This window comes from Humibacter antri (assembly GCF_054777235.1).
Genome location: NZ_BAAHAW010000019.1, coordinates 427,337 through 449,613 on the forward strand (window position 1 = coordinate 427,337; position 22,277 = coordinate 449,613).

Consider the following 22,277-nt stretch of genomic DNA (forward strand, 5'->3'; position numbering starts at 1 on the left):
GGGGTCCGTTCGGTGTTGACGTGTTTCTGCGGCACGTCTAGCATCCCCGACAGACGGTGTTCAGTGTCAGCCGGCGATTACCGCATTGCTGTTAGCGATAGCAGTTCTGCGAAGAAGCGCTCTGATGGCGTGGCACTCCTCACCGGGCCACCGGCTTCGACGACGAAAGCGTGCTCATGACCTTGCCACCGACATCGGCCGCACGGCGCGCCGCACGGCGCGTTCTTCTGGCCGTCATCGTCTCCGCCATGACAGCAGTCGCGCCGCTTGCCGTCGCGAACGCAGCGCCGGCCGTCGCTCATGCGGCCGCCAGTCAGACATCACCGCAGAACCTTGCGTTGACCGGCACCGCGAGCGCCTCATCGGTCGAGTTGAACCGTCCGGACTTCGCCCCGTCGATGGCGATAGACGGCAACAGCTCGACGCGCTTCTCGTCCGGGTACCAGGACGACGCGTGGTTCCAGGTCAAGCTCGCCGCTCCCTCGCCCGTCGACCACATCGTGATCAACTGGCCGAACGCCTGTGCGCGGTCGTACATCATCCAGACCTCCACGGACGGCAGCACCTGGACGGACCGGAAGACCCTGACCGATCAATCGACCTGCCCGCGAGTCGACACCATCCAACTCGGCATCACCGACCCCGTCTCGTACGTGCGCATGCAGGGCCAGAAGCGCTGGTCGACCTACGGATACTCGATCAGCGAGTTCGAGATCTACGCGGCACCTGCCCCGAAGCAGCTCGCACTCGTGCCCGAGCCCGTGTCGGTGACGGAGGGCGCCGGCTCCTTCACGATCTCGTCCGACACCCAGCTCGAGGCGTCGGGGAGTGCGGTGGCGCCGGCGAACCAACTGGCCGCGGAGCTGCGTCGTTCGAGCGGATACGCCTTGCCTGTGGTGGCGAAGGCGACCACCGGGCATCCGATCCGGTTCGTGATCGCCGACGGCGAGGCACCGGCGGGGCATACGGATGAGGGCTACACCCTGAATGTCACCTCCGATTCGGTGCGCATCGGCGCCGATACCGCACACGGAGCGCTCGACGCCGTGCAGACGCTGCGCCAGCTCGCCCCCGAGTGGATCGACTCGGACCACACGGTGAACGCGCAGTGGACGATCCCCGCGGTCTCGATCAGCGACTACCCGCGATTCGCCTATCGCGGCCTCATGATCGACACCGCACGCAGCTTCTACACGGTCGACGAGGTCGAGAAGCTGATCGCGGAGGCGGCGCGTTTCAAGATCGACGCGGTGCACCTGCACCTCACGGATGACCAGGGCTGGCGCATCGCGATGAACACGCCGGCCGACAACCCGTCCGGCATCGACTACTCGCTGCTGACGAGCGTGAGCGGCGCGACGGCGATGACCACGAACGACCAGGGCCGGCAGTTGGGCACCGAGCTCGGACACACCGGCTTCTACACGCAGGCCGACTACAAGAAGATCGTCGACTTCGCCGCGGACAACGGTGTCACGATCGTGCCGGAGATCGACAGCCCCTCTCACAGCAATGCTGCATTGCACGCGATCCCGCAGCTGAACGGCGGAGGCTCGGCGCCTGCACCGGCCGCCGGATCGAGCACGGCGCCGGCCAACGGCAGTCCCGACGTCGGGTACTCGAGCCTGGGCGCGAACAATCCTGCGACGTACGAGTTCGTGAAGCAGGTTCTCACCCAGCTGGCCGCGATGACCCCTGGACCGTATGTGCACATCGGCGGCGACGAAGCGGACACGACGTCGAGCGTCGACTACACGAAGATGGTCGACGCTGCCAGCCAGGACGTCGCGGCGACCGGCAAGACCGTCATCGGCTGGAACGAGTACTCGGGTACCGATCTGCCTGCCGGCTCCGTCGTGCAGTTCTGGAACGGTGCCGCCGCCCCGGTGGCGACCGCCGTGCAGAACCACGACGCCAAGGTCATCCTGTCGCCGGCTTCCAAGACCTACTATCCCCAGAAGCAGGATGCGCGGCAGCCGCAAGGCGGAACCTGGGCCTGCGGCGGTGCTTGCACCCTCGAGAACGCGTACGCCTGGGATCCGGCGACGTTCCTGGCCGGAGTGGACGAATCGCACGTTCTCGGCGTCGAAGGGGCGTTCTGGGGCGAGTTCATCCGCGGGGTCTCTCAGGCGGAGTTCTACTCGTTCCCGCGTCTGCTCGCGACGGCGGAGGTGGGCTGGAGCCAGCAGGCCGACCGCAACACGGCCCAGTTCCTGGATCGCGTCGGTCGGCTGGGCGGCTCGATGCAACTGCAAGGTGTGAACTTCTTCCCGACGGCGACCGTGGGCTGGGCGCTCGGTGCAGTCGGCGCGGTGTCGTCACCATCGGCAGCTCCTGCTGCGAAGACGGCGGCAGTGACCCCAGCGGCATCCGCTGCCGGCACTCAGGTCGCGTGGACGGTCACCGCACCGGGCGCGGCGCTCGGCCAGCTGACGGCGTCCGTGTCGTGGGATGGTCAGGATGCCTCGCCTGTCGCCCTGAGCGGCACGGCCGTCACCGACATCGCTGCTATGACGCTGAACTCCACGTACAGCGCCGTGAGCAGCGCGACGCTGGCGCCAGGCGACCACACCGCGACGCTCACCGTCACGCCTGCGGCCGGCGTCCCGATCACGGCGACCGTCGCGGTGACGGTGCCGAAGGCGACCGACCCAGGTGACGGCGGAACGGGAGCCGGGGGAGACGGCACCGCCGACCCGGGTGTCGGCACCGATGGCGGAACCGGTACGGGTACGGGTGTGCACGACGGCGCGGGCGCCTCGGACGCCTCGTCGCACAACGCGCTCGCCTCGACCGGTTCGTCCGTCGACGGTCTGCTCTGGGCGGCGGGAGCGATCTTCGTGGTCGGAGCTGGCCTGCTCGGCGCCGCCGCGCTTCGCCGTCGCCGGGCGTAGCGCTCCGCCGTCGCCGCGCGTAGGGCTTCGCCGTCGCCGCGCGTAGCTTCGCGCCCGATCGCCCGGTCGCCCGGGTCTGCGCTTTGCGACCGCGGGCATCCCGCCTGATCGGCGCGGAACGCGGAGATGTTCAGGCGGCGCGGGGAGCCGACGTGCTGGAACGCACGATGAGTGAGGGCTCGATGAGCTCCGTCTCCGCAGGAGTCTCGGGGTTCTCGATCGCCGTGATCAACCGTGCCACGGCGCGGTCGCCGATCAGCCCGAACGGCTGGGCGACGGTCGTCAGCGACGGCGAGCAGTACTCGGCGAGCGGAATGTCGTCCACGCCGACGACGGAGATGTCTTCCGGCACCCGCTTGCCCAGTTCGTGGAGTGCGCGGATGACGCCGAACGCCATCTCGTCGCTGGAGACGAAGACCGCCGTGACGTCGGGGATGCGCCCGAGGATCAGTCCGTTCTGGTATCCGGATGCCGGCGACCAGTCGCCTTGAAGCGCGGGGGGAACGAACCGGCCCGCAGCTTCGAGAGTCTCGCGCCAGCCTTTCGTGCGCCCGCCGACCTCGATCCAGCTCTCTGGACCGCTCACGTGCCAGACGCTCTGATGGCCGAGCTCGAGCAGATGCTCGGTGGCCAGGCGGGCCGCCATCGCCTGGTCCACCGACACGACGTGCGTGGAGACCGTCCGCGACCCATCCGTGCAGACGGTGGGAATGGCGCGGGTGAGCTCTTCGATTCCCCGGTTGACCTGAACAAGCGGCAGCGAGAGCACTATTCCCTCGACGTTGTGCTCGGACAGCCGCGTCATGGCCGCCTCGATCGCCGTCGAATCGAGCGACGACACCGTTGCCGCACTCACCGAATAGCCGGAATGGTGGGCCGCCGTCTCGACGCCCACCGTCGCGGCCGAGCGCGAGTAGAACATCGACTCCAGCACGACGATTCCGAGCGTGCGGCTCCTCCCCGAGGAGAGCACTCTCGCCGCGTCGTTCTTGCGGTATCCCAGCTGCTCGACGGCGGCCAGCACCTTGGCCTTGGTGTGGTCGCGCACGTTGGGGTGCCCGCTGAGAGCGCGTGACACCGTCTGCGCCGAGACTCCCGCCAGCCGGGCGACGTCGGCCATTCCCGGACGGTGCTGTGTCGAGGTGGCGTCCATCGTGGGCATTCCTCTCGAAGTCGGATGACGCGACATCGCGTGCGCGTCGTTCGGCGAGTTCGGCCTTTTCCGTCGAATGCTCGCCCGTGTTCCCGATAGTAGATGGCGAGCATCGTCTGAGACGGATGCCATTCCGTTGCCGGGCGGCACCCGTTCAGGTTACACAAATGATATGGATATCAATTCATGCCAGGATGGTTGTCATGCGTGATTCGACGACGTGGCAACTGGGCATCGCGGCATGACGATGGAGACGGCGAGGACGGCCCCCTTGCTCTCGTATGCGAACGGCCGGCTCGAACGGCACGGCGTTGCACATCGAGTGCTTTCGGGGTCTGTTCACTACTTCCGCGTTCATCCCGAGCTTTGGGAAGATCGGCTCCGGCGCGTGGCCGCATTGGGGATGAACACCGTCGACACGTACATTCCATGGAACTTCCACCAGCCGAAGCGGAGCGCTCAGCCCTGTTTCGACGGCTGGCGCGATGTCGAGCGATTCATCAGCCTTGCGGGCGGCCTGGGCCTCGATGTGATCGTGCGACCTGGACCGTACATCTGTGCAGAATGGGACAACGGGGGGCTTCCCGCTTGGTTGACGGCGTCGCCGGGCATCCAGCTGCGCTCGACCGATCAGCGATTCCTCGAGGCCGTCGGCTCCTGGTTCGACGTCGTCGTTCCGCGAATCGCGGCGCTCCAGCGCTCGAACGGCGGTCCTGTCATCGCCGTGCAGGTGGAGAACGAGTACGGCAGTTACGCCGACGACGCCGGTTATCTCGACTGGATGCTGAACGCTCTGACCTCCCGCGGCATCACCGAGCTCTTGTACACGGCAGACGGCCCGACCGACCTGATGCAAGACGCCGGCAGCGTTCCCGGAGTGCTCGCGACGGCGACGCTCGGATCGAGGGCCACCGAGGCTCGCGAACTCCTGGCTTCGCGCCGAAGCGGTGAGCCGTTCATGGTGGCCGAGTTCTGGAACGGCTGGTTCGACCACTGGGGTGAGCGACACCACGTGCGGTCGGCGCGGAGTGCAGCCGAGACGCTCGGTGACATCGTCGACGCCGGCGGCTCGGTGAGTGTCTACATGGCGCACGGTGGAACGAACTTCGGCCTCTGGGCCGGGGCGAATCACGACGGTTCCCGTCTGCAGCCCACCGTGACCAGCTACGACTCCGATGCCGCGATCGCCGAGAACGGCGCGCTCACGCCGAAGTTCTTCGCCCTGCGGGAGCGGCTGCTAGGGCCGGACGCTCCCGCCCTCGACAGGCTCGACGGGCTCGACAGCCCTGCCGTGCTGCCCGCCTCGTCGCTCACGCTCACGCCCCGTTCCGGCCTTCTCGGCGCCCTTCGGGCATCGGCCGCGCCGTTCCGGTCGCAGCGACCGGCGTCGTTCGAACAACTCGACCAGCCGTCGGGGCTCGTTCTCTACCGAGCTCTGCCGCTCGTGCCCGAGGGGGAGCACGTGCTGTCGTTCACCGGTGTGCACGACAGAGCTCAGGTGTTCGTGGAGGGCGAGGCGATCGGAACGATCGACGCCGGCGCGGGCGAATTCCGCATCGTCGGCGACGGGCGGCCGGCGTCTGTCGAGGTGCTGGTGGAGAACCAGGGCCGCATCAACTATGGGCCTCTGCTCGGGCAGGGCAAAGGCATTCTCGGGCACGTCCAGATCGACCGCCGCCTCGTGCTCGGGTGGGAAGCGATCGGCCTTCCCCTCGACGAGTGGAACGACGGATGCCTCTCCGCGGCCCGCGAGGCGGCCGCGCCGTCCGCGGGCTCCGGCTTCGCCACCGCGCTGCTGGAGGTCGACGAGCCGGCGGATGCCTTCCTCGCGTTTCCCGGATTCGGCAAGGGATTCGCGTGGATCGGGGACTTCCTGCTCGGGCGCTACTGGAGCATCGGACCGCAGGAGACCCTCTACGTGCCGGCTCCTCTTCTCACCAGGGGTACGAACCTCATCACGGTGCTCGAACTCGAGCGATTCGGCGACGCGATCGAGGTGCGCGACGCTGCGTCGCTGGGGCCGGAGGAGGAGTACGTCGAGGAGTTCTCCTGATGCCCGGGCGGTCGATTTCTGCTCATTTCTGCCGGGTTGTTGACGGAAAAAATCCACCCTCGTAGCGTCGCCGGCATGGTTCCGAACAACGGTGTTCACGCACTCGTGCGCCGCACGCACGAAGACAGGATCCTGTCTGCGCTGCGCGACCACGGTGCGCTGAGTCGTGCGCAGCTCGCGCCGATCGTCGGGCTGTCCCGCACCACGCTCTCGGAGATCACGGGCATCCTGATCGAACGAGGCGCGATCTTCGTCTCGGAGACCGACTCGCGAACCCGAACCGGGCGGGGTCGTCCGGCCGAGCGCCTGGTGCTCGACCCCGATGCGGGCCAGTTCATCGGCGTCGACTTCGGGCACGAACGCGTGCACGTCGCCGTCGCCGATGCGTCGCACGCGGTCATCGCGGCCGGTACGGCGCCGTACCCTCGCGACTCGGAGTGGAACGCCAGGATCGCGGCCGCGTTCGCCGCGCTCGACGAGCTCACCGAGCGCACGGGAGTGCACTACGGAGCCCTTCAGGGCGTGGGGATCGGCGTGCCCGCCCCGGTTCTGCACGAAGCAGGTTCCGACGAGGCGGTTGCCGAACAGAGCGGCCGCCGCATGATCGAGTCGATCGAGGAGGCATTCCTCGACCGATTCGGCGTCTCACTGCTCTTCGACAACAACACCCAGTTCGCCGCGCTCGCGGAGGCGGCCTGGGGTGACGGCGCCGGCGTGAGCGACCTCGTCTATCTCCGGCTCTCGCACGGTTGCGGAGGCGGGCTCGTCGTCGGGGGGCGGCTGGTGCCAGGAGACACCGGGTTCGCCGGTGAGCTCGGTCACATCACCGTCGACCAGCGGGGCGCCCAGTGCTCCTGCGGCAAATGCGGATGTCTTGAGACGGTTGCGTCTCTCCCCGCGCTCATCGCGCGATGCACGGGAATCGGGGTCGGCTCGGCCGCCGACCTCCAGGGTGCGGCCGGCCGGGGGGAACCGGCCGCACTGGCGGCGCTCGCCGAGGCGGGCGAGTGCGCCGGCCGGGTGCTGGCAGCAGTTGCCACGGCGCTTGCGCCGCGGGAGGTCGTGCTCGGAGGCCCTGTCGTGGATCTGCACGAGGTCGTGCTGGAACGCGCGCGGGAGGCGTTCGAGCGCGAGACCCTCACGGCATCCGGTCGGCGTCCTCTGCTGAGGGCCGCACAGTACGGCGACGGCGGAGCAGCCCTCGGAGCCATCGTCGCGGCATTCCACAGTTCACCGCTGCTCGTCGCGTACCCGACCATGATCCGCGGAACCGGCCGCACCACGAACAGAGCGAGGAGCTTCCGATGACGTGCGGGCTCCACTTTCGAAAAACGGATGCACAGCATGACGAACCGCGCACACACAACGATGAGGAAGCGACCGAGGTATGAGCACGGGAACTCGTGACACGGCGATGAAGCCGGGTCCACTCCGCACGCGGGCGCACGCCGCTCCCGCGGCACGGCGACGCGGAGACGGCGGCGGAAGACGAGCCATGTCCCCCGGGACCCAGAAGGTCGTCCTCGGCGTCGCATCGGTCGTCGCGGGCATCCTGATCTGGTGGGGTCTGTCCCTGCTGAAGGGCGTGGGGCTGCCCGGCCCGATCGGCGTTCTCCAGGACTACGGGACGCTGATCGCCAACGGCACGCTGCTCCCCGATATCGGGATGAGCCTGATCCGTGTGCTCATCGGCTTCGCGATCGGCAGCGTCATCGCCATACCGCTCGGGTTCCTGATGGGCTGGTACGCGCCGGTTCGCGCCGTCCTCGAACCGTGGACGCAGTTCTTCCGGATGATTCCCCCGCTGGCGATCATCCCCCTGGCCATCGTCTTGCTGGGTATCGGCGAGATCCCGAAGGTCTTCGTCATCACCCTTGCGGCCTTCCTCGTAGCCATCGTCGCCACCTTCCAGGGCGTTATCAGCGTCGACAAGACGCTCGTCAACGCGGGCCGCGTGCTCGGAGCCGGGGACTGGGTGATCTTCCGCAGGATCGTCGTGCCCGCCTCGGTTCCGTTCATCATGGTCGGTTTGAGGCAGGCGCTGGGGGCCGCGTGGGCGACCCTGGTGGCCGCCGAGCTGATCGCCGCCCAGGCGGGGCTCGGCTACATGATGCAGCACGCCCAGACGTTCTACGACCTGCCGACGATCTTCGTCGGCCTGATCACGATCGGCGTTCTCGGCCTGATCATGGACCAGTTGTTGCTGCTGGCCGACAAACGACTCTCCGGATGGCAGGAACGACGCTGATGGCCGCTAGCGAGGCAAAGATCCACTTCGACCACGCCAGGATGGTCTTTCAGATGAAGGGCGCCGAGCCGTTCGTCGCCCTCGACGACCTCGAACTGTCGATCGAGACCAACGAGTTCGTCACGGTTGTCGGGCCATCCGGATGCGGCAAGACCACGGCGATGAACCTCGCCGCCGGGCTCATCCAGCCCACCGCGGGCGCCGTTCGGGTCGATGGGCGCGAGGTGACGGGCCCGGGTCCGGAGCGGGGCGTGATCTTCCAGCAGTACGCACTGTTCCCCTGGATGACGGTGCGCAAGAACATCGAGTTCGGGCTGCAGCTGCAGCACGTCTCGAGAGAGCGGCGCCGTGCGCTGAGCGATCGGATGCTCGAGCTCACCGGGCTGACCGGCTTCGCCGACGCCTTGCCCAAGAACCTCTCCGGCGGCATGAAGCAACGCTGTGCCATCGCCCGCGCCTACGCGGTCAATCCCTCCATCCTCCTGATGGATGAGCCGTTCGGCGCCCTCGACGCCTTGACCAGGGTGCGCATGCAGGAGCAGCTGCTGGAGACCTGGGACAAGGAGAAGCGCACCGTGATGTTCATCACGCACGACGTCGACGAGGCCGTGTACCTGGCCACCCGTGTGGTCGTCATGGCGGCGCGCCCCGGACGCATCAAAGAGATCGTCGACGTCGACCTGCCCTACCCGCGAAGCGAAGACATCCGTCTCACGCCACGGTTCACCGAACTTCGCAACCTGGTCTGGGATGCCGTCTACCACCAAGAAGCACTCACCACCCGATGAAGGGACAGTCCATGCCCATGCACGACATTTCACGTAGGAGCCTCCTGGCAGGCGGCGTCGCCGTCACCGCAGCTGGACTCCTCGCCGCCTGCAGCTCTCCGGGCAACGCGTCGGGCACCGCCGGCTCCTCGGCCGGCACAGCGAAGGTCATGAACGCCACCTTCGGCAACAACGGCGACGGCAACAGCGCCCAGATCTACGTGGTGGGCCAGGACCAGGGAATCTGGGCCAAGCACGGGCTCGAGATCACGCCCAAGATCTTCACCAGCGGGCCCCTGCAGATCCAGGCGCTCGGGGCCGGCGATCTCGACTTCGGGGTCATCGGACCGGGCGCGATCTGGCTGCCCATCGAGGGCAAGGCGAAGGTCGTCGCTGTGCAGGGCACCGGCAACGCGGACCGCATCATCGCGCAGCCGCAGTACAAGACCATCAAAGACCTCAAAGGCAAGACGATCGGCGTTCCCGAGGGCACCAGCGGCGACATGCTGTTCCAACTCCTGCTGGCCAAGGAAGGGCTGTCCAAGTCCGACTTCAACGTGGTGAACATGAACCCGCCGACCGTGATCAGCGCGTTCAGCGCGCAGAAGGTCGACGCGGCCGCGGTCTGGTACCCCTTCGTGCAGCAGATCCAGCAGTCCGTGCCGAAACTGGTGCAGTTGGCCAAAGACGACGACTTTCCGCAGAACCGGTTCCCGACCTGCATCGTCGGCGGCCCAGAGATCGAGCAGAAGGCCGAGCTCCTGAAGCGTTTCCAAGCCGCCACGAAAGACATCATGGACTGGACGGCGAAGAACCCCGGGCAGCTTCCAAAGCTGACGTCGGAGTACCTGAAGGACAAGATCGCCGAGGAGCAGAGCGAGTTCACGTACGTGAGCAATCTCAGCTCCGGCCAGGCGGTGTCGAAGTGGTCAGACGGCACGATCCCGGGATGGTTCAAGAGCCTGAACAAGCAGTTCGCCGCCATGGGAACGCTCGCCTCGAGCGCGATAGTCGACCCGTCCACCTACGTGCTGGCCAGCCAGTTCAAGGCGGCGTGATGGGCGATCGGCCCAACATCGTCTTCATCCTCGTCGACGACCACGCCGCACACGCCATCTCCGCATACGGAAGCAAGGTCAACTCCACGCCGAACATCGACAGGGTGGCCGCGGAAGGGGCGATCCTGAGCGCGATGTTCTGCACGAACTCCATCTGCACGCCCTCGCGGGCATCCATCCTCACCGGCACCTACACGCACGTGAACGGAACCCCGGGGATCTTCGCGGAGTTCGACTATCGGGTGCCGACCTTCGTCGAGGCCCTGCACGACACCGGCTATGCGACGGCGCTGTACGGAAAATGGCACCTGGGGGAGTCGAAGGCGGCGCAGCCGCGCGGATTCGACGACTGGCTGGTGTTCCCCGGGCAAGGCGAATACGACGACCCGGTCATGATCGGCCCGGACGGTGAACGCACCGTGCAGGGCTACGCGACCGACGTGGTCACGGACATGTCGCTCGACTGGCTCGCCCAGCAGGAGTCGACGCGGCCCTTCGCGCTGTTCGTGCACCACAAGGCACCGCATGCTCCGTGGGTGCCCGATGAAAAGCACCGTGACCTGTACCCGGTCGGCTCGATCCCGGAACCGGAGACCTTCGACGACGACAATGCGGGCCGGGGTGCGTGGTCACAGCGCACGACGATGAGCGTGGCCGACGATCTCACCGAGGAGTACCTGCTCGAGCCGGTGCCATCGGAGCTGCTCGGCGAGGGGAATCGCGAAGCGCGGGCACGCTGGAAGTATCAGCGCTTCATGCGTAACTACCTCCAGTGCATCCAGTCGATAGACGACAACGTCGGCCGCATCCTGGATCGCCTGGAAGAGACCGGCCGAGCGCGCAACACGATCGTGGTGTACACCTCCGATCAGGGCTTCTTCCTCGGCGATCACGGATGGTTCGACAAACGCCTGATGTTCGAGCAGTCACTGCAGATGCCGACGCTCTTTCGATGGCCGGAGCGCATCGCCCCCGGCACGCAGGTGCACGACGTGGTCACGAACATCGACTTCGCCGCAACCCTGTTGGAGATGTGCGGTGTCGACGTCGGCCGGGCGCTTCCATGCTCGCAAGGCCGCAGCTTCGCGTCGCAGCTGAAGGGCGATCACGTCGACGGCTGGCCGGAATCGATGTACTACCGCTATTGGGAGCACGACGACCCGAACCACCACGTGCCGGCCCACTACGGCGTGCGCACGAAGTCGCACAAGCTCATCTGCTATTACAACGACAGTCTGGGGGTGCCGGGGTCGTCATCGCGGCGGTATCCCGTGGAATGGGAACTTTACGACACGGTCGACGATCCGGCGGAGCTCCGCAACGTGATCGACGACCCCGAGTATGCGACCGTCGTGGCCGCGCTCACCGCCGAACTCGCCCGGCTCCAGGAGTTCTACGGCGACACGGCGTATTCCGGGCCGGACACCCCTCACCCCGACTGGGGCGTGGGGCTCCAAGAGTTCTCCTGAGCAGGCGGCCGGCCGCCGGCTCCTCGCACAGCACTCATAACGGCGACCACCGCGCTGACGCGAGGTCGACACGGTAGCGAAGGGCGGCATCCTCCCCCGATGCCTGCTCGCCGGTCATGCCCTTCAACGGCGTGCTCTCGTCGAGGTAGTGCTCGAGGGCCTTGCCCTCATGGCAGGCGGGCGGCTGGCCGGATGCCCGGATCACCCGCCACCACGGCACGTCCGATCCGTACCTGGCCATCACGTTGCCGACGACGCGCGCGCCTCGTGAACCGAGGAGCGCTGCGACCTGTCCATACGTCATGACACGGCCGGGCGGGATGTCGGTCACCACCTCGAGAACCGCCTCGACGAATCCTTCGGCGGGCTCGGGCATCCGATGCGGTCCGTTCGAAGCCGGCATGGCGACCCGTCAGAGGTCCATCGCGCCGACGGTCTCCCCGTACTGCGTCTCGCCGATGGGTGAAAAGCCGGTACGGAGGAAGAAGGCTCCCGGGCCGAGCTCGCCGGTCTCCCAGATCACGTAGAGCCTGCCTTGTCCGCGGGTGCGGGCCTCGTCGGCTAGCGCGTCGACCGCGAACTGGCCGATTCCCTGCCGCTGCGCCTCGGCATCGACGTTGACGCGCCAGAGGATGGAGCGGAACTCGTCGTCCGCCTCCGGGTCGAAGCTCGCCATGATGAAGCCGACGACCTCGTGGTCGCCGTCGACGACCACGCGCTGCCACGTCGTGTTCGGATCGTTCACGGCCGCCGCCGCCGAGTACGACACCGGAGTGATGAACTGTTCCTGGCCCGGTTTGAGCGTCAGCGCGTTCGCTGCCGAGATGTTCGACGCCGACAGTTCCTCAAGACGCAACTCACCCATGGCAAAAGGCTATCCGCTGTGCTGTGCGCACGGTAGTCACGGCCATCTGCCCGGCTCAGAACGCCGCGAGCGCCTCGTTGAACGTGGCGGACGGACGCATCACCGCGCTCGCCTTCTCCGCATCGGGCAGGTAGTAGCCCCCGATGTCGGCCGGCTCGCCCTGCGCCGCGATGAGCTCGTCGACGATGGTGGACTCCTTCGCCGTGAGTGTCTCGGCGAGCGGGGCGAACACTGCCGCCAGCTGCGAGTCATCCGTCTGCTTCGCCAGCTCCTGTGCCCAGTACAGCGCGAGGTAGAAGTGCGAGCCTCGGTTGTCGATGGTGCCGAGCTTGCGGCCCGGGCTGCGATCCTCGTCGAGGAACGTCGCCGTTGCACGATCGAGCGTGTCGGCGAGCACCTTGGCGGCGGGGCGCCCTGCCTGCTCCGCGTACTTCTCGAACGAGGGTACGAGCGCGAAGAACTCGCCGAGCGAGTCCCAGCGCAGGTAGTTCTCCTGAACCAGCTGCTGCACGTGCTTCGGGGCGGATCCGCCTGCACCGGTCTCGAAGAGCCCGCCGCCGGCGATCAGCGGCACGATCGACAGCATCTTTGCCGAAGTGCCGAGCTCGAGAATGGGGAAGAGGTCGGTGTTGTAGTCGCGCAGCACGTTGCCGGTGACCGAGATCGTGTCTTCGCCCTTGCGCATCCGCTCCAGCGAGTACGCGGTGGCGAGCTCCGGCGCAAGGATCTCGATGTTGAGGCCGTCCGTGTCGCCGACCAGGTCGGAGTCGGCGAGGTACTCGCGCACCTTCGTGATGAGCTGTGCGTCGTGGGCGCGTGTCTCATCGAGCCAGAACACGGCCGGCGTGCGGCTGGCCCGAGCGCGCGTGACGGCGAGCTTCACCCAGTCGCGGATCGGGACATCCTTGGTCTGGCAGGCGCGCCAGATGTCTCCTGCACCCACCTCGTGCTCCAGCAGCACGTCACCGGCCTTGTTCAGCACCTTCACGGTGCCGGCGACCGGGATCTCGAACGTCTTGTTGTGCGATCCGTACTCTTCGGCAGCCTGGGCCATGAGGCCCACGTTGGAGACCGAGCCGATGACGGCGGGGTCGAGCGGTCCGTTCTTCTTCACGTCGTCGATGACCGTGGCGTACACGCCGGCGTACGAGGAGTCCGGGATGACCGCGAGAGTGTCGTCTTCGCGTCCCTCGCCGTCCCAGAGCTTGCCGCCGTTGCGGATGAGCGCCGGTATCGACGCGTCGATGATCACGTCGGATGGCACGTGCAGGTTGGTGATGCCCTTGTCCGAGTTGACGTACGACAGGCGTGGTCCGGCCGCCAGCGCGAGGTCGATCCCCGCACGGATCTCGGCGCCGTTCGGCAGTGACTGGATGCCCGCGAGAATGGCGCCCAGCCCGTCGTTTGCGGAGATGCCGGCTGCGGCGAGGTCGCCACCGTAGGTGTCGAAGACATCCTTGAAGTACGCCCGCACCACGTGGCCGAAGATGATCGGGTCGGAGACCTTCATCATGGTGGCCTTCAGGTGCACGGAGAACAGCACGTTCTCGGCCTGAGCGCGCTTGAGAGCATTCGCCAGGAACGCGTCGAGGTGCTCGGCGGAGATGTGGGTCGCGTCGACGACCTCCCCGGCCTTTACGGGCAGCTGCTCGAGCAGCACGTTCTGTTCGCGGTCCTGGGTCTCGAGCACGATCGTCAGGGTGTCGCCCGCGGCCATCGTGACCGACTTCTCATTGCTCTTGAAGTCGTGCGCGCCCATGGTTGCCACGGTGGTCTTCGACCCGTCGGCGAACGGCTTGTTGGTGTGCGGATGCTTCTTCGCATACGCCTTCACGGACTGGGGCGCGCGCCGGTCGGAGTTGCCTTGGCGCAGCACGGGGTTCACGACTGACCCGATGACCTTGAAGTACTTCGCGCGGATCTCGGCCTCTTCGTCGGTGGCGGGCGAGTCCGGGTAGTCGGGAACGTCGTAGCCCTTCTCCTGCAGTTCCTTGATCGCCGCCTTCAGCTGCGGGATGGATGCCGAGATGTTGGGCAGTTTGACGATGTTCGCGTCGGGGGAGTCGGTCAGCTCGCCGAGCTCGGTCAGCGCGTCGTCGGCGAGACCGAACTGTGCGAGGATGCGACCTGCGACGGAGATGTCGCGGGTCTCGAACTCGACCCCGGCCTTCTCCGCGAAGGCGGAGACGATCGGGAGGAACGAGTAGGTCGCGAGCAGCGGGGCCTCGTCGGTGTGGGTGTAGATGATCTTTGCCATCGCGTCAGCACGCTCCAATCGGCGGTATGGCGGGGAAAACAATCTTGACGTCAAGATAAATCGTCTGGCTTAGACGATACCCGACGCCGGCGCTACTCGCAGACCGCTTTCGCCGCAGAGGCGGCGTCGAGCACGGCCGACTTGTCGGTCTCCAGCTTGCTCGCGGTGAGAGCGGGGGGCTCGTTCGGGGCAGCCTTCAGATCGGCGGCGAGGGTGTGAAGTGCGGCGGTCACGGCATCCGCTTTCGCCTTCACTTTGTCGTCGCGCACATCTTTCATCGCAGAGGAGAAGTCATCCGTCGCCTTGGTCACCGTGCCGAGGGCGCCGGCGGGATCGCTCTGCGCGCTCAGCCCGCTGAGCGAGTCCTTGAGGGTGGATCCCGCCGACGCGAGCCGCGAGCAGGATGCCACGCGGCTCAGTCCGCCCACGGCGGAGCATCCGGAGAGCAGGAGTGCGGCGATCGCGATCCCGCCGGTGAGGCCGATGAACCGGCCGGATCGCCGGCGCGTGGCAGTCGTCATGCCCCTCACGATAGGCGCACCCACCGGTTGAGCGGTTCACCGCCGGTTGGGCAATTCACCGTTGGTCGGGCCGTTCGCCGCTGGTTGAGTTGTTCACCGCTGTTGGGTCGTTCACCTTTGGTTGAGCCGTTCACCGCTGGTTGAGCTTGTCGAAACCGCACCAGCAACGGCGACCGGGTTTCGACGAGCTCAGCCGGCGGTATCGCGCTACTTGCCGCCGCACACCTTGCCGACCGCGCTCGCCGCATCGGAGATGGCGGAGGCGTCGGAGGTGATCGAGGTCGGGTCGCCGTTCGCGGGGTCGTTCGCGTACGCCTTGAAATCGGTCGTGAACTTCTTGTACGCGCTCGACATGGCCTGCGCCTTCTCCTTGACGCCGGCATCCGTGATCTTCTGCACGGTGGCGTCGAACTTGTCGGCCGCCGTCCCCAGCTTGGCTGCAGCGCCCTTCGGGTCGCTCGTGGCGTCGGTCATGGCCGCGCTCGCGGCAGAGCTCAGCGTGTTCGCCGCCTTGGCGAGCTCGGCGCATCCGGCCGCTTTGCTGAGACCGCCGACGGCGCTGCAGCCGCTGAGCGCGCCGCCCGCGAGTACGGCGGCGACGGCGATCGTCGCTAGGCGCCGTCTGATGTGCAAGGTGTTCTCCACAGTGTCCTTTTTCCCCACCGGACTGCCGGCGGATGCCTCGGCCCCGGTCGGGCCGATGACACCCTATCTGTCCACGGTGCACCTGCTGTGACGGGGCGATGGGTCGTTTCAGTGTTCGGCTCCTCGGGCGCCAGCGGCCCGGTACCTCGTACCACTTGCACCACGTACCCCTGGCACCCGTACCGCGAATCGGAGACACGCCGAGGCGCCCCCTCGAGAATCGATTGCCGCGCCTCATTACTCAGCGCGTCTCCGATTCGCCGCACGCCCGGATGACGTGTCACGCACGCCCGGATGATGCGTCACTGGCACCCGGATGACGTGCCACGAACACCCGGGCGACGCTTCACGCACATCGAGGGTGAGACCTCACCGCACTCCGGGGACGGAACCCGAGCGCGGGAAACGTCTGGAGATGCCGAGTGCGATGTTGGAGCATCGACGTGCAAGCGGGCGATAGTCTCAGCAGACGTGCCGTCCGGCGCGGTTGGTGTGATGACAGGACATTCGATGCGTGCGGGAAGCAATCTTCCTGCCGTCGGGGGCCACAACCAGGCGGTGATCCTCGACGCGGTGCGCCGCGCTCCCGACGGAGTCAGCCGCGTCGAAGTCGCCAACAGCACGGGCCTGTCCGCGCAGACCGTCACGAACATCGTGCGGCGGCTCATCCACGACGGGTTGGTCGTCGAGGCCGGAACGCGGGGGGTGGGCGTGGGGAAGCCGCGCACCATTCTCCGACTCGATCCGATGGCGCGGCTTGCCGTGGGCATCCACCTGGACCCCTCGGTCATCACGATCGTGCTTCTCGACCTGGCGGGCAATGTGGTCTCGCATCGGAGGCTCCGTACGACGTCGACGGCGACGGCGTCCCGCACGATCACGCGCATCGTTCGCGGGGTTCACTCGTTGGTCGCCGAGGCGGGAGTGGACGCCTCGAGAGTCATGGGTGCTGGCATCGCCGCGCCGGGACCGATCGACATGGTGTCCGGTGTTGTGCTGAACCCGCCCCTTCTCACCGGCTGGCACGACGTGCCCGTTCGTGATGACCTGGCCGAAGCGCTCGGCATGCCCGTGATTCTCGAGAAGGATGTCACGGCGGCCGCCGTCGCGGAGCTCTGGCTCGATACCGCCGGCGAGCGCAACGACATGGTGTTCTTCTACTGCGGAACCGGTATCGGGCTGGGAATGGTCTCGCGTGGCGAGGTCATCCGAGGGTTCTCGAACAACGCCGGCGACGTCGGAAGCGTCATCGTCGGCGGTGCACCGGACTCCCCTGAGCATCCGCGGTGGCGGCTGGGCGAGTCGATCATGCCGCGACACCTCGTCGCCGATGCGATTGCGGCAGGGGTGATCGCGGGCGATGCGCGCTCGATGACGACGGCGGAGGTCGGCGCCGCGTTCTCCGAACTGGCCGGGATGCACGACAACACGCAGGCCTCGCAGCTGGTCGCCGACGCGGTACGAGACCTCGCAGAGGGCCTGCTGATCCTTGCGAATCTTCTCGACATGGACAGGGTCGTGTTCGGCGGTCCGTTCTTCGCCCCGGTGCGGGAGGCGTTCCTCGAGCGAGTGCCTGCACTGGTGATGGAATCACCGTCGTACACCTTGCCGCATCCGATCACCTTCAGCGAGTCGGCGATCGGCGAAGACGTGGCCGCTGTCGGGGCTGCATGCCTCGTGCTCGACGACCGGCTGTCGCCGAGGCCGCAGTCGTTCCTGATCAGTCGCTGAACTACCGCCAGCGGATCGGGCGGAAGCTCAGCGACCAGAACTCAGTTCGGCACCCGGGTCAACTCGCCGCGCCGGCCGCCGGCGTCAGCACATCGAGCACGGGAGCGACGATCTTGGCCCGCGCACTCTCGTAGGCCGCAAGCAGCATGCCGAGCACCTGGATGCCCTCGTCCTCAGTGTGCGGCGGACGCGAGCCCGTGGCGAGGCATTCGGCGAAGCTGCCGATCTCGGCCACGAACGTGTCGACCGGCTCGAACGAGAACGACTCCTCGCGCCCGTCCCGAAGGCGATAGCTCACCGTCGTTCCGTCGCTGGTGAGCGATCCCAGCTCACCGACGACGGAGAACCGTTCGGTCGAAGTTGCCGGCTCGTAGGCCCAACTCGTCACCATCTGACCGACCACGCCGTTGTCGAAGCGGATGAGGACCTGCGCGCTGTCCTCGCCTTCCATGAACGTGAGCCGATGCGTGGACAGCATGGCGGTCGCCTCGACCGGCCTGCCCCCGGCCAGATGGAGCATCAGGTAGCTGGGGTGGTAGCCGGTATCGATGAGTTCTCCTCCGCCGGAGGTCGACGCGTGGGCCCGCCAGCCCATGTTCGCCGGGTCGAAGTCGTTGTAGAACGAATCGGTCGTCCGCACCTCGTAGATGGTGCCGATCGTGCCGGACTCCAGCAGTTCCTTGGCTTTCGCGACCGCGGGCAGGAACAACTGGTTGTGCGCGCACATCAGCGTGATGCCGCTCTCGGCGACCGCAGCGTTGACGCGTCGCGCCTCGTCGCCGGTGAGGCACAGCGGCTTCTCGCAGAGCACGTTCAGGCCGGCCTCGGCGGCCGCGACGATCGCGTCGGCGTGCAGATGGTGCGGAAGGCAGATGTCGACCGCGTCGAGCTGCTCGCCGACCATCATCTCGCGGTAGTCGGTGTACGGCGTGGCATCCAGTTCGGCGCCTCGGCGTTTCGCCGTCTCCTCGAATGCGTCGGCGACGGAGACGACCGTGATCGCGTCGCGGTGGGCGCGGTACCCGCGGATGTGCGCGTCGGCGATCCCGCCGCCGCCGATGAGACCGATTCTGATCATCGGTAGTCCTCCTTGGTTCCGGTTTCTGCGGCATGGTTCGCGGCGACGACGAGCCTGGTCAGCTCGACGGCGCGGCTCAGGTTGTCGTCTGCGCGCGTGTCGTCACGGATGTGCTCGACCCACTGGTCGAACGCGCTGGGTAGATCGTTCGGAACGGGGATCAGCTCGGTGTCCCGGCCCTTGATCGCGAGCGCGACGTGCCGGTCTCGCTCCGAGTAGCTCAGCCATCCGTTCGTCCCGCCGATCTCGATGAGGAACGGATCGGGGGAGACGACGCCCGACTCGATCACGCCGATCGCGCCGTCCTCGTAGGTGACCGCGACGACGGCGTTGTCCTCGACAACGCGGCCGGTCACGTGGGTGTACGTCGAGGTGATGCTCGCCGGGTGCGCGCCCAGGAAGAGCTGCGTGAGGTAGACGGGGTGGCATCCGAGGTCGGCGATGGCCAGCCCGAACGTGAGTTCCGGTTCGTAGAACCGGTCGGGGAGCCAGTTCGCTACGCCGCCGTCGTGCGAGAGGCGCACTCGCGAGTAGGTGATCGCGCCGAGCACGCCGGTGGCGAGCACGTCCTTCACCGCCTGCGTGTACCCGTGGTAGAGCCGCGGCAGCGAGACGATCAGCTTCACACCGCGCTCGTCGCAGGCGCGGATGATCTCTTCCGCTGCCTCGACGGTCGGAGCGAGCAGCTTCTCCGTGAAGATGTGCTTGCCAGCTGCCGCTGCCTTCAGCATCACGGAACGGTGGTCCTTCGTCGACGTGGTGATCGTCACCGCATCGACGTCGTCGCGGGCGAGCAGCGCGTCGAGGTCCGGCTCGAAGTCGATACCGAATTCGGCCGCTCCCTTCCGTCCCCGTGCGGCGTCGTCATCCCATACCGCCACAAGCTCGGTCTGAGGATGCTGCAGCGCGGTCTTCGCGTAATCCCCGGCGTGTACGTGCCAAAAGCTCAGCACGGCCACTCCGAGTCGGCCATCGGCTGACATCGTCGTCTCCATTCATCGGTTGTGCAGCACATCATCCCGACACCGAAGGCAATCAGTCAAGTCATTTGATGAATTCCGGCTCGCATCGGGACAGGCGACCCCGGTGCGGTCGGATCGTCCGGCAGGACCCCCTTGCGGGCGACATTCGAGAACTTTGTCGTGACATGTTGACAGTAATAAATGCAGATGATTTACTAACGACGTTCGTGCCGAGCGGATCGCCCGGCACCCCTTGCACCATGAGGCGAAGGAGCATCATGAAGAAGAGGATCATCTCCGCCATTGCGGTGGGTGTGGTCGCTGCCGCGGCACTGACGGGTTGCTCGTCGGCTGGCGGAAGCAGCAGCAAGACCATCAAGATCGCCTACGAGTCGTACGGCGGCAAGCAGATGCAGAACTACATGTCGCGCATCGCGCAGCAATTCGACAAGAAGTACCCCGGCTACACCGCCAAACTCGTGCCGATTCAGGCGGCGGAGAACGACTACTACACGAAGCTCGCGCTGATGAACAAGTCGGCTGCGACCGCGCCGGACGTGCTCTACGAGGACACGTTCCTCATCAAGTCCGACGCCGCCGCGGGCTATCTCGCCCCGCTGGACGGCTACGTGAAGAAGTGGAGCGACTGGTCGCAGTTCCCGGCCAACGCGCGTCAGGCCGGTGAGGGCGCCGACGGCAAGCTCTACGGCATCCCGATGGGTACCGACACACGGGCACTCTGGTACAACAAGACCGTTCTGCAGAAGGCCGGCGTCTCCGTGCCCTGGCAGCCCAAGACGTGGAACGACATCCTCGATGCGGCCAAGAAGATCAAGGCTTCCGAATCCGGCGTGATCCCGTTCAACATCTACTCCGGCAAGGGCACCGGTGAGGGATCCACGATGCAGGGCTTCGAGATGCTGCTCTACGGCACGAAGAACCAGTTGACGACGAGTGACGGCAAGTGGGTCGCGGGTTCGCCGGGATTCAAGGACTCGCTGCAGTTCATCCACGACGTCTACCAGGGCGGCCTCGGCCCGACAGCCCAGCAGGCGCTCGACCCGAACTGGGCGAACCAGACACCGGCGCTGCTGTCGCAGAACAAGCTCGGCATCAGCCTCGACGGCTCCTGGGTCTCCAGCAGCTGGGGCGATGCCGGGGTTGCCCCGTGGAAGGACTGGAACTCCGTGATGGGCCAGGCGAAGATGCCCACTCAGGATGGCGCCGCTCCGGGAGCGACGAGCCTGTCGGGCGGGTGGACGCTGGCCATGGGCTCGAAGTCCAAGAACCCGACCGCGGCGTGGAACTTCATCTCGCTGGCGCTGAACAAGGACAACTCGCTGTTCTACGCGACCAGCAACCAGAACATCCCTGTGCGCACAGATGTGGCGAACGACCCGGCCTACGTCAAGTCCAACCCGACCAACGCGTTCTTCGCGGGGCTGGTCAAGATCACCCACTTCCGTCCGGCGACGTCTTCGTACCCGGCGGTGTCGAACAACATCCAGGTGGCGATGGAGTCGGTGATGACAGGGCAGCAAACGGCTGCGGAAGCCCAGAAGGTCTATGACCAGGCTTTGCCGCAGGCGGTCGGTGGTTCCAAGAACGTGGTCACGAAATAGCCCACGGCCATGACGTCGCTCACGCAAACCGCCGTGGCGACGGGCCGGTGCGGGCGGGGAGGGAGTACCCCTTCCCGCCCCCACCGCGCTCGCCGCACGTTCGTACGGGTTCTACCGCTGGTCCCGTCCATGGTGCTGGTCGCGATCTTCCTGCTTGGACCGGTGATCGAAGCCTTCTACGGCTCGTTCACCAACATGGCGCTCACTGGAGCCGCAGCGGAGAGCTCCCAGTTCATCGGCTTCCAGAACTACCTCCAGTTGTTCCAGAACCCCGATTTTCTCAAGTCGATCTGGCTGACGATCCTGTTCGTCGTCGGCAGCGCGATAATCGGTCAGAACGTGCTTGGCCTGGCGCTTGCGATGCTCATGCGTTCGGGCCACAAGGTGCTGGCCGGCGTCGTGGGAACGCTCGTGGTGACATCGTGGGTCGTTCCCGAGGTCGTCGGGGCGTTCTGCTGCTACGCGTTCTTCAACGGCGGCGGCACGCTCAACGCGATTCTCTCCATCGTGGGGTTGAAGGGTGCGGACTGGCTCTACGTGCTGCCCATGGCATCGGTGATCCTGGCCAACATCTGGCGCGGGACGGCGTTCTCGATGATGGTCTACTCCGCCGCGATCACCGACGTGCCCGAGGAGATCACCGAGTCGGCCGAGCTCGATGGAGCGAGCGGGTGGAAGCGGCTGATCTACATCACGATCCCGATGATCCGGCGCAGCATCTCGACCAACCTGATGCTCACCACACTGCAGACGTTGAGCGTCTTCGGCCTGATCTACATCATGACCGCGGGCGGACCAGGCACCTCAAGCTCGACGCTTCCCGTTCTCGCGTATCAAGAGGCGTTCAAGTTCTCGCAACTCGGTCTCGGCACGGCCATCGCCGTCGTGATGCTGATCATCGGTGCGGTGTTCTCCATCATCTACATCCGCGCACTCAAGCCGGAGGTCGACTGA

General features: G+C 66.5%; 18 protein-coding genes. 10 read left to right on the plus strand and 8 right to left on the minus strand.

Features of this window, described 5'->3' with window-relative positions; all coding sequences use genetic code 11:
• Positions 1–176: 176 nt before the first annotated feature.
• Positions 177–2,894: a family 20 glycosylhydrolase gene (locus ACYVDK_RS08210; protein ID WP_460520518.1), complete on the plus strand. Its 2,718-nt coding sequence runs from the start codon at positions 177–179 to the stop codon at positions 2,892–2,894.
• 130 nt (positions 2,895–3,024) lie between these two features.
• Here the strand turns inward: ACYVDK_RS08210 and ACYVDK_RS08215 are convergent, their stop codons facing one another.
• Entirely contained in the window at positions 3,025–4,047 is a 1,023-nt protein-coding gene (locus ACYVDK_RS08215; RefSeq protein ID WP_460520520.1) for a LacI family DNA-binding transcriptional regulator, read from the minus strand.
• 247 nt (positions 4,048–4,294) lie between these two features.
• On the opposite strand from ACYVDK_RS08215, the gene ACYVDK_RS08220 reads away from it, so the two are divergent.
• From ACYVDK_RS08220 to ACYVDK_RS08245, 6 genes are all read left to right on the plus strand, one after another.
• On the plus strand, positions 4,295–6,100 hold the full coding sequence (locus ACYVDK_RS08220; RefSeq protein ID WP_460520770.1) for a glycoside hydrolase family 35 protein: 1,806 nt from the start codon (positions 4,295–4,297) through the stop codon (positions 6,098–6,100).
• A 75-nt stretch (positions 6,101–6,175) separates the two neighbouring features.
• The gene (locus tag ACYVDK_RS08225; RefSeq protein WP_460520522.1) at positions 6,176–7,408 is read left to right on the plus strand and encodes an ROK family transcriptional regulator; all 1,233 of its coding nucleotides are present in this window, start codon (positions 6,176–6,178) and stop codon (positions 7,406–7,408) included.
• A 187-nt stretch (positions 7,409–7,595) separates the two neighbouring features.
• Positions 7,596–8,348 carry an ABC transporter permease gene (locus ACYVDK_RS08230; RefSeq protein ID WP_460520524.1) on the plus strand — a complete coding sequence of 251 codons (753 nt, stop codon included), beginning with the start codon at positions 7,596–7,598 and terminating at the stop codon, positions 8,346–8,348.
• Positions 8,348–9,136 carry an ABC transporter ATP-binding protein gene (locus ACYVDK_RS08235; RefSeq protein WP_460520526.1) on the plus strand — a complete coding sequence of 263 codons (789 nt, stop codon included), beginning with the start codon at positions 8,348–8,350 and terminating at the stop codon, positions 9,134–9,136. The genes ACYVDK_RS08230 and ACYVDK_RS08235 overlap by 1 nt, the downstream gene beginning before the upstream one ends.
• A gap of 17 nt (positions 9,137–9,153) precedes the next feature.
• Complete coding sequence (locus ACYVDK_RS08240; protein WP_460520528.1) at positions 9,154–10,173, plus strand: ABC transporter substrate-binding protein; 1,020 nt, start codon at positions 9,154–9,156, stop codon at positions 10,171–10,173.
• The gene (locus ACYVDK_RS08245) at positions 10,173–11,642 is read left to right on the plus strand and encodes a sulfatase family protein (protein WP_460520530.1); all 1,470 of its coding nucleotides are present in this window, start codon (positions 10,173–10,175) and stop codon (positions 11,640–11,642) included. The genes ACYVDK_RS08240 and ACYVDK_RS08245 overlap by 1 nt, the downstream gene beginning before the upstream one ends.
• 34 nt (positions 11,643–11,676) lie before the next feature.
• Here the strand turns inward: ACYVDK_RS08245 and ACYVDK_RS08250 are convergent, their stop codons facing one another.
• From ACYVDK_RS08250 to ACYVDK_RS08270, 5 genes are all read right to left on the minus strand, one after another.
• Positions 11,677–12,018: an MGMT family protein gene (locus tag ACYVDK_RS08250; protein ID WP_460520532.1), complete on the minus strand. Its 342-nt coding sequence runs from the start codon at positions 12,016–12,018 to the stop codon at positions 11,677–11,679.
• 36 nt (positions 12,019–12,054) lie between these two features.
• The gene (locus ACYVDK_RS08255) at positions 12,055–12,507 is read right to left on the minus strand and encodes a GNAT family N-acetyltransferase (RefSeq protein WP_460520534.1); all 453 of its coding nucleotides are present in this window, start codon (positions 12,505–12,507) and stop codon (positions 12,055–12,057) included.
• A 55-nt stretch (positions 12,508–12,562) separates the two neighbouring features.
• On the minus strand, positions 12,563–14,764 hold the full coding sequence (locus ACYVDK_RS08260; protein WP_460520536.1) for an NADP-dependent isocitrate dehydrogenase: 2,202 nt from the start codon (positions 14,762–14,764) through the stop codon (positions 12,563–12,565).
• Positions 14,765–14,856: 92 nt separating this feature from the next.
• Complete coding sequence (locus tag ACYVDK_RS08265) at positions 14,857–15,285, minus strand: hypothetical protein (protein WP_460520538.1); 429 nt, start codon at positions 15,283–15,285, stop codon at positions 14,857–14,859.
• 207 nt (positions 15,286–15,492) lie between these two features.
• On the minus strand, positions 15,493–15,930 hold the full coding sequence (locus tag ACYVDK_RS08270; protein WP_460520540.1) for a hypothetical protein: 438 nt from the start codon (positions 15,928–15,930) through the stop codon (positions 15,493–15,495).
• A 495-nt stretch (positions 15,931–16,425) separates the two neighbouring features.
• Between ACYVDK_RS08270 and ACYVDK_RS08275 the strand changes: the two genes are divergently transcribed.
• Positions 16,426–17,661, plus strand: coding sequence for an ROK family transcriptional regulator (locus ACYVDK_RS08275; RefSeq protein ID WP_460520541.1), 1,236 nt, complete (start codon positions 16,426–16,428; stop codon positions 17,659–17,661).
• A 58-nt stretch (positions 17,662–17,719) separates the two neighbouring features.
• Here the strand turns inward: ACYVDK_RS08275 and ACYVDK_RS08280 are convergent, their stop codons facing one another.
• Positions 17,720–18,739 (minus strand): Gfo/Idh/MocA family protein, encoded by a 1,020-nt coding sequence (locus tag ACYVDK_RS08280; protein ID WP_460520543.1) that lies wholly within the window; start codon positions 18,737–18,739, stop codon positions 17,720–17,722.
• Positions 18,736–19,722, minus strand: coding sequence for a Gfo/Idh/MocA family protein (locus ACYVDK_RS08285; RefSeq protein ID WP_460520545.1), 987 nt, complete (start codon positions 19,720–19,722; stop codon positions 18,736–18,738). Before ACYVDK_RS08285 ends, ACYVDK_RS08280 begins: the two co-directional genes overlap by 4 nt.
• A 257-nt stretch (positions 19,723–19,979) precedes the next feature.
• On the opposite strand from ACYVDK_RS08285, the gene ACYVDK_RS08290 reads away from it, so the two are divergent.
• Positions 19,980–21,323, plus strand: coding sequence for a type 2 periplasmic-binding domain-containing protein (locus tag ACYVDK_RS08290; protein WP_460520547.1), 1,344 nt, complete (start codon positions 19,980–19,982; stop codon positions 21,321–21,323).
• Positions 21,324–21,332: 9 nt separating this feature from the next.
• Positions 21,333–22,277 carry a carbohydrate ABC transporter permease gene (locus ACYVDK_RS08295; RefSeq protein ID WP_460520549.1) on the plus strand — a complete coding sequence of 315 codons (945 nt, stop codon included), beginning with the start codon at positions 21,333–21,335 and terminating at the stop codon, positions 22,275–22,277.